The sequence below is a fragment of the Agrobacterium sp. ST15.16.024 genome (assembly GCF_027956545.1).
GTDB lineage: Bacteria > Pseudomonadota > Alphaproteobacteria > Rhizobiales > Rhizobiaceae > Agrobacterium > Agrobacterium cucumeris.
The window spans coordinates 614,666-630,458 of sequence record NZ_JAQKGO010000002.1 but is presented as its reverse complement, the minus strand read 5'-3'; the positions used below and the strand labels follow the sequence as shown (position 1 = coordinate 630,458).

At 59.4% G+C, this 15,793-nt stretch carries 12 protein-coding genes; 7 read left to right on the top strand and 5 right to left on the bottom strand.

The window, feature by feature from the left end; all coding sequences use genetic code 11:
- Positions 1–3,327, bottom strand: a complete 3,327-nt coding sequence (locus tag PL640_RS11410) for a transglutaminase family protein (RefSeq protein ID WP_271361966.1) — start codon at positions 3,325–3,327, stop codon at positions 1–3.
- Between the two features lie 72 nt (positions 3,328–3,399).
- Between PL640_RS11410 and PL640_RS11405 the strand changes: the two genes are divergently transcribed.
- Both PL640_RS11405 and PL640_RS11400 read left to right on the top strand, forming a co-directional pair.
- Complete coding sequence (locus tag PL640_RS11405) at positions 3,400–3,636, top strand: hypothetical protein (protein WP_271361965.1); 237 nt, start codon at positions 3,400–3,402, stop codon at positions 3,634–3,636.
- The gene (locus tag PL640_RS11400; protein ID WP_271361964.1) at positions 3,621–5,429 is read left to right on the top strand and encodes an ABC transporter ATP-binding protein/permease; all 1,809 of its coding nucleotides are present in this window, start codon (positions 3,621–3,623) and stop codon (positions 5,427–5,429) included. The genes PL640_RS11405 and PL640_RS11400 overlap by 16 nt, the downstream gene beginning before the upstream one ends.
- A gap of 39 nt (positions 5,430–5,468) precedes the next feature.
- On the opposite strand, the gene PL640_RS11395 is transcribed toward PL640_RS11400, so the two are convergent.
- Positions 5,469–5,663 carry a hypothetical protein gene (locus PL640_RS11395; protein WP_046799408.1) on the bottom strand — a complete coding sequence of 65 codons (195 nt, stop codon included), beginning with the start codon at positions 5,661–5,663 and terminating at the stop codon, positions 5,469–5,471.
- A gap of 173 nt (positions 5,664–5,836) precedes the next feature.
- On the opposite strand from PL640_RS11395, the gene PL640_RS11390 reads away from it, so the two are divergent.
- The 4 genes from PL640_RS11390 to PL640_RS11375 all read left to right on the top strand — a co-directional run bounded on the left by PL640_RS11390 (position 5,837) and on the right by PL640_RS11375 (position 10,619).
- Entirely contained in the window at positions 5,837–6,226 is a 390-nt protein-coding gene (locus tag PL640_RS11390; RefSeq protein WP_142841649.1) for an acyl-CoA thioesterase, read from the top strand.
- A gap of 171 nt (positions 6,227–6,397) precedes the next feature.
- The gene (locus PL640_RS11385; RefSeq protein ID WP_271361961.1) at positions 6,398–8,641 is read left to right on the top strand and encodes a polysaccharide deacetylase family protein; all 2,244 of its coding nucleotides are present in this window, start codon (positions 6,398–6,400) and stop codon (positions 8,639–8,641) included.
- Positions 8,642–8,866: 225 nt separating this feature from the next.
- Positions 8,867–9,907 (top strand): four-carbon acid sugar kinase family protein, encoded by a 1,041-nt coding sequence (locus tag PL640_RS11380; RefSeq protein WP_271361959.1) that lies wholly within the window; start codon positions 8,867–8,869, stop codon positions 9,905–9,907.
- A 4-nt stretch (positions 9,908–9,911) separates the two neighbouring features.
- Entirely contained in the window at positions 9,912–10,619 is a 708-nt protein-coding gene (locus PL640_RS11375; protein ID WP_046798992.1) for a FadR/GntR family transcriptional regulator, read from the top strand.
- Positions 10,620–10,653: 34 nt separating this feature from the next.
- On the opposite strand, the gene PL640_RS11370 is transcribed toward PL640_RS11375, so the two are convergent.
- The 3 genes from PL640_RS11370 to PL640_RS11360 are packed head-to-tail and all read right to left on the bottom strand — an operon-like array spanning position 10,654 to position 13,927.
- On the bottom strand, positions 10,654–11,772 hold the full coding sequence (locus PL640_RS11370; RefSeq protein WP_271361957.1) for an iron-containing alcohol dehydrogenase: 1,119 nt from the start codon (positions 11,770–11,772) through the stop codon (positions 10,654–10,656).
- 5 nt (positions 11,773–11,777) lie between these two features.
- Positions 11,778–12,734: a 4-hydroxythreonine-4-phosphate dehydrogenase PdxA gene (gene pdxA / locus PL640_RS11365; protein WP_271361956.1), complete on the bottom strand. Its 957-nt coding sequence runs from the start codon at positions 12,732–12,734 to the stop codon at positions 11,778–11,780.
- Positions 12,731–13,927, bottom strand: a complete 1,197-nt coding sequence (locus PL640_RS11360) for a sialidase family protein (protein ID WP_271361954.1) — start codon at positions 13,925–13,927, stop codon at positions 12,731–12,733. Before PL640_RS11360 ends, pdxA begins: the two co-directional genes overlap by 4 nt.
- 322 nt (positions 13,928–14,249) lie before the next feature.
- Between PL640_RS11360 and PL640_RS11355 the strand changes: the two genes are divergently transcribed.
- On the top strand, positions 14,250–15,758 hold the full coding sequence (locus PL640_RS11355; protein WP_271361953.1) for an ABC transporter substrate-binding protein: 1,509 nt from the start codon (positions 14,250–14,252) through the stop codon (positions 15,756–15,758).
- Positions 15,759–15,793 lie beyond the last annotated feature (35 nt).

Genomic DNA, 15,793 nt, shown 5'->3' with positions numbered 1-15,793 from the left:
TTAAACTCCGTATGGCCGACGCAGATCGAGCGTCAGCGGAAATTCTGGCGACACGGTTTCCGCATGAAGCGGATATTGTCCTGCCGTATGTCCCCATGGTTCGAAACGGGCAAGGCGGCGTGCCTCGGCCTCGTTGCCGTTGACGGGAAACGTCTCGTAATTGCGCCCGCCCGGATGAGCAACATGATAGATGCATCCGCCGATCGATCGTCTCGACCATGTATCATAAATGTCAAAGGTCAAGGGTGAATTGACGGGCAGAACGGGATGCAGGCCGGAAGCCGGCTGCCATGCCTTGAAGCGCACGCCGGCAACCGCGACGCTGCGGTTCTCCGTCGGGATCAGCGGAACGGCGCGGCCGTTGCATGCAACGGCGTAACGCGCTGGGTTGGAGGTTTCCAGCCGTACCTGCAAACGCTCGACCGAGGAATCGACAAAACGCACGGTTCCGCCGATGGCGCCCTGTTCGCCCATCACATGCCAGGGTTCCAGCGCCTGACGCAACTCCAGTTTCGAGCCTTCATATTCCACTTCGCCGAAGAAGGGGAAACGGAACTCCTGCTGGGCGGTGAACCACTCGGGTTTCAGATCGAAGCCGTTTTCCCTGAGATCGGCGAGCACATCCAGAAAATCCGCCCAGATGTAATGCGGCAACATGAAGCGGTCGGCGAGCGCCGTGCCCCAGCGCACGAATTTGCCGCCGGTGGGGTTTTTCCAGAGGCGAGCGATAAGCGCGCGCACCAGCAATTGCTGGGCCAGCGACATGCGGGCGTTCGGTGGCATTTCGAAGCCGCGGAATTCCACGAGCCCGAGGCGACCGGTCGGCCCGTCAGGCGAAAACAACTTGTCGATGCAGATTTCCGCGCGGTGGGTGTTGCCCGTTACATCCGTCAGCAGATTGCGGAACAGGCGGTCAACCAGCCATGGCAGCGGCGGCGCGCCCTCACCGGGCGCAGGCACCTGCGCGAGTGCGATTTCCAACTCATAAAGGCTGTCGTGGCGGGCCTCGTCGATACGCGGGGCCTGACTGGTCGGGCCAATGAAAAGGCCGGAGAAGAGGTAGGAAAGCGAGGGGTGTCGTTGCCAGTGCAGAACGAGGCTTTTCAGAAGGTCGGGTCGGCGCAGAAAGGGGCTGTCATTGGGGTTGGCGCCGCCCACCACCACATGGTTGCCGCCGCCGGTGCCGGTGTGGCGACCGTCGATCATGAACTTGTCAGCGCCGAGACGTGTCTGGCGTGCTTCCTCATAAACCGCCGAGGTGATGTCGACGCATTCCTTCCAGCTTGCGGCGGGATGGATGTTGACCTCGATGACACCGGGATCGGGCGCGACGCGGATGACATTGATGCGCTCGTCATGCGGTGGCGCATAACCCTCGATATGAACAGACAGTCCCAGCTCGGCCGCCGCGGCTTCCGCGGCTGCGACTAGCTCGAGGTAGTCTTCGATGCGTTCGACCGGCGGCATGAAAACACAGAGACGGCCGTCACGCGGCTCAACGGAGAGCGCGGTGCGCACCGCACCGCCGATTTCTCCAAGCGTCTGTTCGACACGCGCTTGTGCGGCAGCTTCATCCACATGGAAGGACGCTGCCGGCATGGCGCGGCCAGACGGCGAGGCGAGATCGGGAAGCGGGCCGCGGGGGATCGATGGATCGGCCTCGTGGATATAGGGGTAAGCAGAGGGTGGCACATATGGCAGGGTGCCGAGCGGCAGGCGGTAACCGACCGGGCTGTCACCCGGAACGAGGAAAATCTTGCCGCGCCGCGTCTTCCATTTTTCGCTGACCCAGCGCTTGCCGTCTGCCTTGGCGTTCCACGCCTGGACGGGAAGAATATAGCCCGTCGGCGTCGTAAGCCCGCGTTCGAACACCCGGGCTATGCGGTTTCGCTCTTCGGGATCTTTCAATTTGGAATTGGACGGGTCGACATTATCGGGAAGGCTGCCTTCCTTGATGATCCATTCGGCCGGATCCTCATAAGCGGGCAGTACAAGATCAGGCTCTATGCCAAGCTGCGTGGCGATACCGTTCAGTAATCGCTGCGCATCTTCGGGCAGGACCTTGGTGTCTGAGCCTTCCTCGGCGATCAGTGCCGGGTTTTGCCAGATCGGCAGGCCGTCCTTTCGCCAATAGAGCGAAAAGGTCCAGCGCGGCAGGCTTTCGCCCGGATACCATTTGCCCTGCCCATAATGCAGAAAGCCGCCCGGCGCGAAACGCTCGCGCAGGCGGCGTATCAGGGCGTCTGCCTTCTCGCGTTTTGTCGGTCCAACCGCGCCGGTGTTCCATTCTTCGGATTCGAAATCGTCGATGGAAACGAAGGTGGGCTCGCCGCCCATGGTCAGCCGGACGTCATGCGCGTTCAGGACGTTATCGACCGCCTCGCCAAGCGTGTTGAGGTCTTCCCAGCTGTCATCGGAAAACGGCTTGGTGATGCGCGGGGTTTCGGCAACGCGCCGGACCTGCATGTCGAAGGCGAATTCGGTATTGGCGTGGCCGAAATAACCGCCCGAAATCGGTGCGGCGTTGCGATAATGTGGTGTTGCCGCCAGTGGAATATGGCTTTCACCGGTCAGAAGCCCCGATGTGGGGTCAAGACCGATCCAGCCAGCGCCTGGCATATAGACCTCGGCCCAGGCGTGCAGGTCGGTGAAATCCACCTCGGTGCCGGAAGGGCCGTCCAGCGCCTTCAGATCGGGCGTCAACTGGATGAGGTATCCGGATACGAAACGCGTGGCGAGACCAAGATGCCTCAGAACCTGTACGAGCAGCCAACTGGTGTCGCGACACGATCCCTTGCCGGAGGCCAGTGTTTCCTCCGGCGTCTGGACGCCCGGTTCCATGCGGATGACATAACCGATTTCCTGTTGCAGGCGGGCATTGAGGCCCACGACCATATCGACCGTCGGCTGGCCGGGCGTGTGGTCGACGGTCGCCATGAAGGCGGCGAGCAGCGGGCCGGTCGGCTCCGGTTTCATGTAGATGGATAAGTCGTCCCGCAATTCCTGCGGATAATCGAACGGCCATTTGGTCGCTTCTTCCTCGACGAAGAAATCGAACGGATTATAAACCGTCATATCGGCGACAAGATCGACCTCGATCTTGAATTCCGTTGCCGGCTCGGGAAAGACGAAGCGGGCGAGGTAATTGCCGTAGGGATCCTGCTGCAGGTTTACGAAATGATTGGATGGCGAAACCTTGAGCGAATGGCTGATAACGCGGGTTCTGGAGTGCGAGGCGGGCTTTAATCTGATGATTTGTGGTCCAAGGCGAACCGGATTGTCATATTTATAATGCGTCAGATGATAGATGCTCGCTTTGATCGCCATTAATCTGCCTTGCCCGGTTTTTCCGGTCTATGCGGTTTATCCGCCCCTCTGAAATTATTTGGATTTTGTGCAATGCAGGAAAAGAAAGCAAGGATCATTTCCAGGGACATCCGCATTGTTGCTACGGGCCGAAAGGTTTGCTCGCGCGAAGATTTATCCGCGCTTTTCAATCGCCGCCGCCGGGATTTCGCCGGGATTGTGGACAAGGTCGAACGGCGTGTTATTGCTTGGCATCGCAAGGCGCAGAATCGCGACCCGCTTTCTTTGCCGACAGACGTTTCGGAATGGAATGAATGGCAACAACGGTGACCGACGATCAGCGCAAGAGCGCGGCTAACCCTTCGGGCTTCGATCTCGATTTTCCTGCGCAATTGCGCATGATGGGCAATGCCTTCTGGACCTCGCCGGTGCGCAACCGGCTGATATTGCTGTCGTTTGCCCTATTGACGGTAATATTGCTGACGGCCTATGGCCAGATCCGCCTCAACGAGTGGAACGCGCCTTTCTACAATGCGCTGGAGCGGCGCGATCTTGATGCCTTCATTCACCAACTCGAGGTCTTCGCGATCATTGCCGGGCTGTTGCTGCTGCTCAACGTCATCCAGACCTGGCTCAACCAGATGACGGCGCTGAACATGCGCGAGGGTCTTGCCAAGGATATGGTGGACCAATGGCTGAAACCGGGCCGCGCCGCCCGTCTTGCCGGTTTCGGCACGATTGCCATCAACCCCGACCAGCGTTTGCACGATGATGTCCGCAACCTTGCCGAAAGCAGCACCGCGTTGTCCATCGGTCTCGTGAACGCAACAATCCTGCTTATCAGCTTCATCGGTGTTCTCTGGGGCCTGTCAGCGGGCTTTTCCATCACCATCAACGGCGATCTTGTCCCTATTCCCGGCTATATGGTTTGGGCGGCGATCCTTTATGCCGGTTCCGCATCTTTGCTGAGCAACCTTGTCGGTTATCGTCTGGTTGGGCTGAACGCTGAACGTTATTCGAAAGAGGCGGAACTGCGCTTTTCCCTGATGCGCGCCAGCGAAAATCTGGCCGCGATCGCTTTGGCGCGCGGTGAAAAAAACGAGCGGCGGCGGATCGGGGTCGATATTGATGCCGTGCTCGGTGTGATCCGGGGGCTGGCCATGGCGCTGACGCATCTAACCTGGGTCTCGTCGGGTTATGGTTGGCTGGCGGTCGTTGCGCCGATCCTGATCGCGGCGCCGGTCTATTTTTCCGGCAACCTCACCTTTGGCGGGCTGATGATGGCTGTCGGCGCCTTCAACCAGGTCAATACCGCGCTTCGCTGGTACATCGACAATTTCGGCCCGATTGCCAGCTGGAAGGCGACGTTGCAGCGCGTCTCGGTGTTTCGCAACGCCTTGATCCAGATGGATAGTGTCGAACAGCACGGGCTGGCGATCGATCTGCAGCGGAGCGCGGAGAATGAAAAGGTCCGCCTTCAGTCGGTCACCATCTGCCGCGATGCAGGCGGGCAGGATGTTGAGCGCGGTTTCAGGCTGCGCGAGGCGAATGTGGAGATCGGGCCGGGCGAGCGGCTGATGATCAATGGCGAGCAGGGCGTGAACCGGCGGCTGTTATTTGCCGCCATGGCGGGACTGTGGCCCTGGGGGCAGGGCAGAATAGAAATGCCCGAGCAATCCGACACGCTGTTCATTGCCCAGCATGGCTATTTGCCGACGGGTTCGCTGCGCGAAATTCTCGCCTATCCGCGCGCGCCGCAGCGGTTTGCCGAGGAGGATTATGTCGCGGCGCTCACCGCGTGCGGGCTGGGCGATATGGCGCCCCGTCTCGATGAAAACATCCGCTGGGACAAGAAACTGGATCCGGATGAGCAGGCCAGCATCCGTGTCGCCAATGCCCTGTTGCTGAAGCCGAAATTTGTCGTCATCGACGATTTGCTGGAAGGGCTGGAGAAACAGACGCAGGATACGCTGGCTGCAGTTCTGAACGGCATCGATGGCGCGGCGATCATCTATATTGGTCGCTCAGAGACGTTTCTGTCGGTTCTTTCTCCGGCTGTGGCGCATCTCGACCACGCCGTACCGAAGGAAAATATCGCCAAGCGTGATGGCAATTCGCAATAGCCGTTTCGCTATGTCATCATTTGGGTCGGTTGCGGCGGATCAAAGCCGCAAATGCCACTTTTCCAGGTCGAGCCGCTGCTGTTTGGCGAGATTTATGGTGGTCTCCGGTCCCGCCTGCGAGCGCAGCGCAATGGTTCCGGTCGCCAGACTAACTGCGATAACGCTTGCGACCACCACAATGATGCGGTCGTAACGTTGCTGTATCGTGTTGTTCCCACTCCAGTCATAGGCCATTCGCACGCCCTCGCGTTTTTTGGAATCGTGCCCCATCATGGTTAACCGAAGCTTACGATGGCTTTGTGATTCCTTGCTGTTTTGGAAGGGCTGCCGCGATAAATCGGCTATTGGCTGATGAGGCGCGGTTGTCTAAATCCGGCAGCGGGAGGTTTGTGAAAGGAATTTGACATATGGACCAGCAACCGCCCGCCGACATGGAACTTACCCTCAGAACGCTTGCCATGCCCGCCGACGCCAACCCGGCCGGCGATATTTTCGGCGGCTGGGTGATGTCGCAGATGGACCTTGCCGCTTTCGTCCGCGCCAATGATGTGGCCGGCGGCCGCACCGTGACCGTGGCTGTCAACGAAATCGTCTTCAAGAAGCCGGTCAAGATCGGCGATACATTGTGCGTCTATACCCGGATAGAGAAGGTCGGACGCACCTCCGTCACGCTCAAGATCGAAGCCTGGACCCGCAGGCATTATCAGGATTCACGCGAAAAGGTCACGGAAGCCGTCTTCATCATGGTCGCGGTGGACGATAAGGGCGAGCCACGTCCCGTCCGCAAAGAGGTGTGATGCCGTTCCAGTTCAGTTCGAAGCAAATTTCGAAGCGCTGAAAGAAGCTCAGGAGAGTAAGAAGCGCTTCGGCTCCGGCAATTCGATCGTCGACCGCTCAATACTTTAGAAATATCCAATTTATTTATCAATTTTTGCGATCAAGGTATGGAATAGGACGGGGATCAGGCTTTGACCATTCCAGGTGTTGTTATTGTCGGCGGTGCTCACGGCACGCTTGCCCTTGCCCGCAGCCTCGGCGCCCTGAATGTGCCTGTCTATTATCTCACCCATGATTCACCTCTGCCGGGCTGGTCGCGCTTCGTGCGGGAGACGATCCGCTGGGCCGGCCCGCACGATGCCGGGGCGTTGCCCTTTTTGCGGGAAATGGCCGAGAAACGTCATCTGAAGGGCTGTCTGCTCGTGCCATCCGGGGATGGCGAGGTACAACTCGTTTCGCAACATCGCGACGAACTCTCCGCCCTTTACAAGATCATCCTGCCGGATTGGCCATCCCTGCAATGGTTGTGTGAGAAGCCGCTGCTCTACAAACGCGCGGCGGAGCTTGGCGTCTCGTTCCCCCGGACCTATGCGCTGACATCGGCCGATGACATCGATGCGCTGGACGTTACGTTTCCCGTTATCCTCAAGCCGAATATGGGTGGCGGGGATACCGTGATTTCCCGCGCGAAGGTGATCCGCGCCGATGACCGGCAGGCGTTGAAAACCGCCTTTGCGGATGCGAGCGCGGAGATCGGCGCGGGCAATGTCGTGGTGCAGGAACTCATCCCCGGTGGGGGAGAATGCCAGTTTTCCTATGCGGCGCTATGGCGCGACGGCAATCCGGTTGCCGAGTTCACCGCCCGGCGCACGCGTCAATATCCCGTCGATTTCGGATATACCAGCACCTGCGTCGAGGTTGTCGACAACCAACAGGCGATCAAGGCGGCCCGGACGATATTAAAATCGGCCGGTCACAGCGGTCTGGTCGAGGTGGAATTCAAACGCGACGGCAGGGATGGTTCGCTGAAGCTTCTCGATGTCAATCCGCGCCCATGGTCTTGGTTCGGCCTCAGTTCGGCGGCTGGCGTCGATCTTGGCGCGTTATTATGGCAGGTTGCCAATGACGTGCCCACCGGCCCGTCCCAGGCTGCGCGACAAGGCGTCTCGTGGTCCTATCTTGTCCGTGATACGGTTGCCGCCTTTACATTAAGCCGGCGCGGCAAGGCAAATATCGGCGACTACGTCGCATCTCTGGGCAAAATCCGCAGCTGGGCCGCTTTTGCGCTGAATGATCCCTTGCCGGGTCTTATCGATCTGCCGCTCACCGCCTGGAGAGTCGCCAAAAAACGGGTTCTGCCCGGCCTGAAGTCAAAACAATCCGCAACGGTTTCCGGACAGGCGGCAAAGCGCCTGTTGAAATACGGAGCCATAAGGGCCGGGCTGGAGGTGAGTTCTCTCCCCGTGGTCCGCGCTGCATTTCCGTCGCTTGCCGGGCGTGGCGTGATTTTTACGCTTCATCATGTGCGCCAAGGGGAGGCCATCTCGCCTTTTGCGGCCAATGTGCAATTGTCCGTCACGCCGCAGTTTCTGGAAGAGGCGATACAGGCAGCGCTCGAATGTGGTCTCGTTCCCGTCCACCTGCATGATTTACCGGCATTGCTTGCCGACAATCGCGAAGGCCGGTCGTTTTGCGCCTTCACGCTTGATGACGGTTATCGCAATAATGCCGTTCATGCCGCGCCGGTCTTCCGCAAATATGCCGTTCCCTACACGATTTTCATCACACCGGGTTTTGTTGAACGGACGCGCAGCCTGTGGTGGGAAACCGCGGCTGCACTGACGCAGAAAGCCGCATCGTTTGACTTCGATTTCGGCTCCGGGCCGGAACATGTGGCATCCGCCACGCCTCAACAGAAGGCGGAAGCATTCACGCGCCTTGAAAATTTCGTGCAGAACTTTTCAGAGGATGAGGCAGTGGAAAGGATCGACCGCGCCGCGAGACAGCACGCCATCGATCCAATCGCGATCGTGGACGAGCTTGTCATGGATGCGGATGAACTCAGGGCGTTGTCGAACGATCCTCTGGTGCATTTCGGCGCACACACCATGACGCATGTGAACATGCGCAAGATCGATGCGGCGCGTCTGGCGCACGAGATCGAGGAATCGACCCGCCGGGTGGAGGCCTATGTCGGCCGTCGGCCACAATCCTTTTCTTATCCCTATGGCTGGACAAAAGCAGTGGCAGAGCGCGAGGCAAAGGCGGTGTTCGAGGCGGGATTTTCCGTGGCGGTCACCACGCAGGCCGGTGTTCTTGGCCCTCATAGCCTCGAAAAGCCAACGCAGTTGCCGCGTGTTTCGCTGAACGGGCGCTTTCAAAAGAAGCGTTTTGTCAAAGGGCTTATCTCAGGGCTGCCTTTCCGGTTTATCTAGCGGCGATACCCTGTTTGCCGTCTTTCGCCTTGCCTGCGGAGCCGCATGCGTATTGGCCGCGTTTGCCCTTTTCTGAATCTAGCGATGGCCTAGCGGTTCGCTTCATCGCCAGCAGGCCAATTCGAAAGTCTGCATAATAATTTTTGTTATTCACATCTGTTTATCTATTGATTATAAATAAATTTATTGAGGTAAAACATTACAACTTTTTTGAAGGCTTCGCCCGTGCTGCTGATTTTCGCCGATGATCTGACAGGCGCGCTCGACGCCGCCGCACCCTTTGCCGGGCGTAGGCTGGCGACCGAGGTTGCGATCGGGCTTGACGGTGTGCCCACGGCCCTCGCGGATGCGCCTGCTGTCCTCAGCGTTAACCTGGGTTGTCGAGACGGTGATGCGGAAGAAGCCAATCAACGCACGCGGTCACTATTGGCGCTGGTTCCAGCGGATACGATCCTGTTCAAGAAGGTCGACTCCCGGCTGAAGGGGCACATTGCGGCTGAAATGGATGCGATGTCCTATCGGCACGCACTTGTCGCGCCCGCCATCCCCGATTTCGGACGTGTCGTTATGGGCGGGGCCGTATCCGGCTTTGGCGTTGACGTCGCCATTCCAGTTCATGAGAAGCTCGGCGGACACGCTGGTCGCTGCACGATACCCGATACGCGATCGCAGGGTGACATCCGCGAAGCTCTCGCCGTCGCACAGGCTAAAGGCGTCGATCTTCTGGTCGGCGCACGTGGGCTTGCCGAGGCTCTTGCCGAGGCTATGACGGGTCGGACTGTTGCCGAAACGGCGATTATTCCGGCTGGCAAGGGACTTTTCGTCGTCGGTTCGCGTGATCCGATTACGGTAGAGCAAATGGAAGCGCTTGAGCGGGCCGGGCTTGTGTCGGTTATCGATGCGCCCAACGGTGTCGTATCCTCCCCTACACATAATGGTTCCGGCCTGACACTTGTTCGTGCAACGCAAGGGGCAGAAGATCTTTCACCACTTATCGTTTCCGATCGGCTGGCGGAAGGCGTCGTACCGCGCTTCACGGCGGCTGCCGGCAGGCTGCTTCTCTCGGGCGGGGCGACGGCCGAAGCCGTGCTGTGCGCCATGGGCATTTCTCGCCTGCGTCTTGCTGGCGAATGTCTGCCGGGTCTGGGCGTCGGCTGGGCGGGCGACCAATGCATCATTGCGAAGTCCGGCGGTTTTGGGCAAGCTGACACGTTGAAACACATTGCGAAAATGATGCTTGGCGTAAACGACGCCGGAGAGAGCTGACCAGATGGGGCTGATGAAAGAAACGGCGCGTAAGGCACTTCCGGACATTATTTTCGAGAGAATGCACCGGGCGATCAAATCCGGTGCCTACAAGCCGGACGAACGGCTGCCGACCGAACATGAACTCGCGATGGAATTCGAGGTCTCGAGACCAGTGGTGCGCGAGGCTTTGCGGCGGCTGCGCGAGCAGGGCTTCATCTATTCCCGAAGAGGTTCCGGCAGCTATGTGCGGGCTTTTGGCCTGCGCGAGCCGCTTGGCTTCGGGCAGCTGGAAAATGTCGCCGACCTTCTGAATTGCTACGAATTCCGGCTGACGCTGGAGCCGGCCGCGGCCGCTGCGGCGGCATTACGGCATGATGGCGAGAGGCTTGCGGCGATCAAGAAGGCGCTCGAATTGATGCGGGACGCCACCAATCGCCAGTCCCACCGTGAGGATGCCGACTATCAGTTCCACCTCGCCATCGCGCGGGCGGCAAGGAACAGTTATTTCTCCACTGCGATGGAGGCTCTGAAAGATCATATCGCGATGGGCATGAAGTTCCACGGCATGTCGGTAAAGCGCGAGGCCTCCGGCCTGACGCGTGTTTTTGCCGAACATGAGGCCATTGCAAAGGCTATCGCCGATGGGGATGCGGAGGCGGCGCGTCAGCTGATGCTCCAGCATCTGACGGGATCGCGCGACCGTCTGTTCGAATCTTCGCATTCGGATTGAGGCCGGTACGCCCGGAGGCGTGCCGCCCCTTCTTTCAAAAGGCGCGTCGGTAAATGCCGAGCACGTCTTCAAGGCTCATATCGACCGGATTATTGTCCATCAGCCGGCGGATGGCGTGTGCGTCCTCGGCATAACGGGGAAGATCGGTCTCGGTTGCCCCGTGCCTTGCCAGTGACATTTCGATGCCGAGCCCGGCGCAGAAATCCGTTGCCGCCTTGCGCAGGTCATCCGGCGAAAGATGCTCGCGAAGGCCGAGCGCACCTGCCACTTCCGCCGTTTTTGCCGAAACAGAGGGCTGGTTGAAGGCCAGGACATGCGGAAAAACAATGGCATTCGCCAGCCCGTGCGGCAGGTTGAGGAGCGTGCCGAGCGGATAGGCGATGGCGTGGCCGGCGGCCGTATTCACCGGGCCGAGGCAGATGCCGCCATAATAGGAGGCGAGCATCATGCCTTCCCGCGCTTCAGTATCCGTGCCATCGCGGACGGCGCGTGCCAGATATTTGCCGACCAGCGCAAAACCCATGCGGGCAAAACCGTCGATCATCGGGTGAGCCTTGCGGTTGGTGAAGGCTTCGACGCAATGGGCCATGGCATCCACGCCCGTTGCCGCCGTCACGGCCGGCGGCACGGAATAGGTGAGTTCCGGATCGAGCACGGCGAAATCGGCGATGAGGTGGGGGCTTTCGACTGCGATCTTAACGCCCTTGACGGGATCGGTGATCAGCGAGCGAATGCCGGCTTCCGAGCCGGTGCCGGCGGTCGTGGCGATCTGCACCAGCCTGGCGTCGCGCTCGATGACCCTGTTCGGTCCGGCCACATCCTCAAGCGTCTGGTCTGATTTCCACAATGCGGCAACCAGCTTTGCCACATCCATTACCGAACCGCCGCCGAGGCCGATGACGAGATCGGGTTTGGCATTGCGTGCCGCGTCGAGTGCTGCATCGAGTGTCGCCGTGTCCGGCTCGCCGGGAATGGCATCAAACACCGTGAATGGACCCTGCAATTGCAAACGGTCGACGAATTTCGCTGTCAGCGGCGTGGCGATCACTAAGGTCGAGGCAGTTTTGCCGGCGAAGGCGCCGACCTGTGCGATGGTGCCGGCGCCAACGGCAAGCCTGCGCGGCTGATGGATGAGAATGGGAGCTGTGGACATGGTGCTTATCCTTTCGCGCTCTTGCCCGCCACGAGTTTGCGGGCATAGGCGATGGCCTCTTTCATATTGCCGTGATTGGCGATGCCCTTGCCGGCAATGTCGAAGGCCGTGCCGTGATCGACGGAGGTACGGTCTATCGGCAGATCGACCGAAACATTGACGGCCGTATCGAAGGCGACAAGCTTGATCGGGATATGGCCCTGATCGTGATATTGCGCGACAACGAGATCAAAAGCGCCGGAATAGGCCCGGTGGAAAACGGTATCGGCGGAAATCGGTCCATGCACCTCGATGCCTTCGGCGCGGGCAGCGGCGACTGCGGGCGCGATCTGATCGTCATCTTCGGTGCCGAACAGGCCGTTCTCACCGCAATGCGGATTGATGCCAGCGACCGCGATGCGCGGCCGCTCGTAACCGATGCGTTTCAGGTGTGCATTGCCGGCGCGGATGGTCGCCAGCACCCGTTCCGTCGTCGCCCGGGCAATGGCGTCCTGCAGGGAAACATGGGTCGAAACGTGAATGACCTTCAGCCGCTCGGAGGCGAGCAGCATATAGGCGGCCGAAGAGCCGGTGAGGCTGCGTAACATGCCGGTGTGGCCGTCATAATGGTGGCCGGCAAGGTTAAGCGCCTCCTTGTTGATCGGTGCGGTGACGATACAGCCGATTTCGCCCGCTTCTGCATCACGCACGGCCTTTTCGATGAAACGAAAAGCGGCGTCTCCGGCGACCGGCGATAGTGTACCCCACGGCAGCGGCGCGCCCTCGATGGGCAGGTCGACCACATGCCGTGTCAGATCGATATCGACGCCAAGCGCATCCCGTGCCGCCTGAAGCGTGGCCAGATTGCCGTAAATCCGCGTGGCGGCCTGGTCCGGGGCGGACATTTCGGCAAGCGCCCTGACGGTGATTTCCGGACCGACGCCGCAGGGGTCGCCCATGGTGATGCCAATGATGTTGCTCATGTTTTTCTCCCGTCCCTGGCCTCGGCCCAGCCGGGCGCCAGCCGGACATATTTGATTGCGCGGCGATGATAGGTGTAGCTGGCGTGCAGCGTACCGTCCGGTGCTTCCAGAAGCCATGGATAGGACATTTCCAGATTGCGACCATCAGTCGAATCGTTCGACAGGCAGGTGCCGGGACCGTCCTCGATCAGGATACGGGTGGGGAAGCTGAGCCCGTCGTCATCGGAGATGCAGATGGAAACCGGCGCGCGCGGCACGCCCCAGACCGGCACACATCCGCCTGTCGGATCGGCATCCGGTCTGCCGTCATCCTCGCCCAATTCGTCATAAAGCGAGGCACGCCGGTCGCTCGATTGCGCGGCGCTGACGGGGTTGCAGATCATCGCCAGCCGGCCGTCGCCGAGCCTGATTGCGGCAATGGAGGAATTGTTGTTCGGCACGTCGGTCGGCTGCGGCTTTGACCATGAGCGGCCGCCATCAGCGCTTTCCGTGCGATAAACGAAATCGGCCTGACGACGGCGGAAGAAGGCGGAGTAGCGTGCATCACCGCCGGAAACCGGACTCATATGCACGCAGCCGGTCGAATTTTCGAGCTCCTGCAATTGCCATGTCAGGCCATTGTCCTTGGAGATGCCAAGTGCTGCGGTGTCGTGGCTGCCGTTCCATTTCTGGCCGGGGCGCTGGATGCAGCGGAAGATTGGTAGCAGCCATGCGCCGTCATCACGAATGCGCAGCGGGGCGCGGATGAAGCAGCCCTTCGGAAGATCGAGAAAACGACCCTCTTCGGAGATGAGCTTTTCCGGTGCCGTCATATCACGGGTAACTCGCGCCATGCGAATGCGGCATTCGTCCTGGTTGCCGGAAGGCTGGGCGGTGTGAAACAGCCACAGGGCACCATCCGGCGCGGTGAAAAGAACCGGGTTCTGTTCGGAATGGGCAGGGTCGTAGCTCAGGCGCTGTGGTGCGCCCCAGCTTGTCGCGCCGGGCATCAACACGGAAGCGAAGATCGAAATGTCCGATTTTCCTTCCAGCGTGCCGCCGAACCATGCACACAGCAAGGCGCCGTCATCAGCCAGGTGCAGAAAGCTTGCATGGTTCTGGATCATCGGCGACGGCAGCAGCGCTTCCTGCCGATTTTCTGACGTGGTGCGGATGGCTCCGGTCATGGCGTGAGCGATGTCATCAGGGGTCATCGTGGTCTCCTCTTGGCCTGATGAAAATGACATATTCGAAAAGTTGTCAAGTTTATTTAGATACAAATCGAACATTAGATTTTTTGATTTTTCAATTTAATTATTTGTTTTAAAACAATAAAAATTGCTATTTTGGCGCTGGTAAAAAATGCTTACGAAAAATAAATTGACAAAAAATGTGATAGCATCGATGCTCTGTTCACGGGTGGAGGAGACAATCATCCGCACGCCATGCTCCTCGATGCAGGAGGCGGGGCTTTTTTTAAAACCCCTTGCGGCACGCCGCCATGTTGCTGAATTTCTGATCTGGGAGGAGAACGGAATGAAGAAGTCATTGATTGTGGGCGCCCTTGTCTTGGGTTCCCTCAGCGCCGCGGTTTCGCCGGCGCTTGCGGCCTCGGGGCCGATCAAGATCGTGCTGGCGGAAGAGGCTGATCTGCTGGAGCCCTGCATGGCGACCCGCTCCAATATCGGCCGCATCATCATGGAAAATGTCAGCGAAACGCTGACCGAGCTTGATGTGCGCGGCAAGAACGGCGTTCAGCCGCGGCTTGCCGAGAAATGGGAGCAGAATGCCGATGGCAGCTGGCGCTTCCATCTGCGTGAAGGCGTGAAGTTTTCCGATGGCACCACCTTCGACGCCAAGGACGTGAAGCACAGCTTCGAACGCATCATGAGCGACAAGAACGCCTGTGAATCCCGCCGTTATTTTGGTGGGATGACGGTGACGCCTTCGATTGTTGACGATCACACAATCGACTTCAAGACCGACCCGGCCCAGCCAATTCTGCCGTTGCTGATGTCACTGCTCACTATCGTTCCCGAAGAAACCAAGATGGAATTCATCCGCGAGCCTGTTGGCACCGGACCTTACAAGCTGACCAACTGGACACCAGGCCAGCAGATCGTTCTGACTGCCCGTGACGATTATTGGGGCAAGAAGCCGCAGGTGACGGAAGCGACCTATCTTTTCCGTGCCGATCCCTCGGTTCGAGCCGCCATGGTGCAGACCGGGGAGGCTGATCTTTCGCCCTCCATTTCCCAGCTCGACGCGACCAATCCGAAGACCGATTTTTCCTATCTCGATAGTGAGACGGTCTATATGCGCCTCGACCACAACATCGCGCCGCTGAACGATGTGCGGGTGCGCCGCGCGCTCAACCTCGCCATCGACCGGCAGGCCTTCCTCGGCACGCTGGTTCCCGAAGGTGCGGTGCTGGCGACCGCGCTCGTTCCGCCGACCACGCTTGGCTGGAACCCCGACGTCAAGGTTTTCCCTTACGATCCGGATGGCGCAAAGAAGCTGCTCGAGGAAGCCAAGGCTGCCGGCGTGAAGGTGGATACGCCGATCACCATCATCGCGCGCACGGCGAATTTCCCGAATGTCACCGAAATCATGGAGGCGATCCAGCAGCAATTGCAGGACGTCGGCTTCAAGATCGACCTGAAATTCGTGGAAGTGGCCGAACACGAGAGCTATTATTCCAAGCCCTTCAAGGAAGGTCGTGGACCGCAGATCGTCGCTGCCATGCACGACAACTCCAAGGGCGATCCGTCCTTCACCATGTTCTTCAAATATGCCACCAAGGGCACGCAGTCCGGCTTCTCGGACCCCAAGGTGGATGACCTGATCGAACGTGCTTCCGCAGCCGTCGGTGACGAGCGCGCCAAGCTCTGGTCAGAACTCATCGCCTACCTGCATGATGATGTCGTGGCGGATGTGCTGCTGTTCCACATGGTCGGTTTCTCCCGCGTTTCCGAACGTCTGGACTTCAAGCCCACCATCGCCACCAACTCGATGCTGCAGCTTTCGGAAATCGGCATCAAGTAAAGCCCGCATCTTATAAGCCAATGAGCGGCGGCAGG

Coding starts and splice junctions, on each gene's coding strand:
- PL640_RS11360 (WP_271361954.1), bottom strand. CDS start 13,927: ATGACCCCTGATGACATCGCTCACGCCATGACCGGAGCCATCCGCACC.
- PL640_RS11410 (WP_271361966.1), bottom strand. CDS start 3,327: ATGGCGATCAAAGCGAGCATCTATCATCTGACGCATTATAAATATGAC.
- PL640_RS11370 (WP_271361957.1), bottom strand. CDS start 11,772: ATGTCCACAGCTCCCATTCTCATCCATCAGCCGCGCAGGCTTGCCGTT.
- PL640_RS11375 (WP_046798992.1), top strand. CDS start 9,912: ATGGGGCTGATGAAAGAAACGGCGCGTAAGGCACTTCCGGACATTATT.
- PL640_RS11390 (WP_142841649.1), top strand. CDS start 5,837: ATGGACCAGCAACCGCCCGCCGACATGGAACTTACCCTCAGAACGCTT.
- PL640_RS11395 (WP_046799408.1), bottom strand. CDS start 5,663: ATGGCCTATGACTGGAGTGGGAACAACACGATACAGCAACGTTACGAC.
- PL640_RS11355 (WP_271361953.1), top strand. CDS start 14,250: ATGAAGAAGTCATTGATTGTGGGCGCCCTTGTCTTGGGTTCCCTCAGC.
- pdxA (WP_271361956.1), bottom strand. CDS start 12,734: ATGAGCAACATCATTGGCATCACCATGGGCGACCCCTGCGGCGTCGGT.
- PL640_RS11400 (WP_271361964.1), top strand. CDS start 3,621: ATGGCAACAACGGTGACCGACGATCAGCGCAAGAGCGCGGCTAACCCT.
- PL640_RS11405 (WP_271361965.1), top strand. CDS start 3,400: ATGCAGGAAAAGAAAGCAAGGATCATTTCCAGGGACATCCGCATTGTT.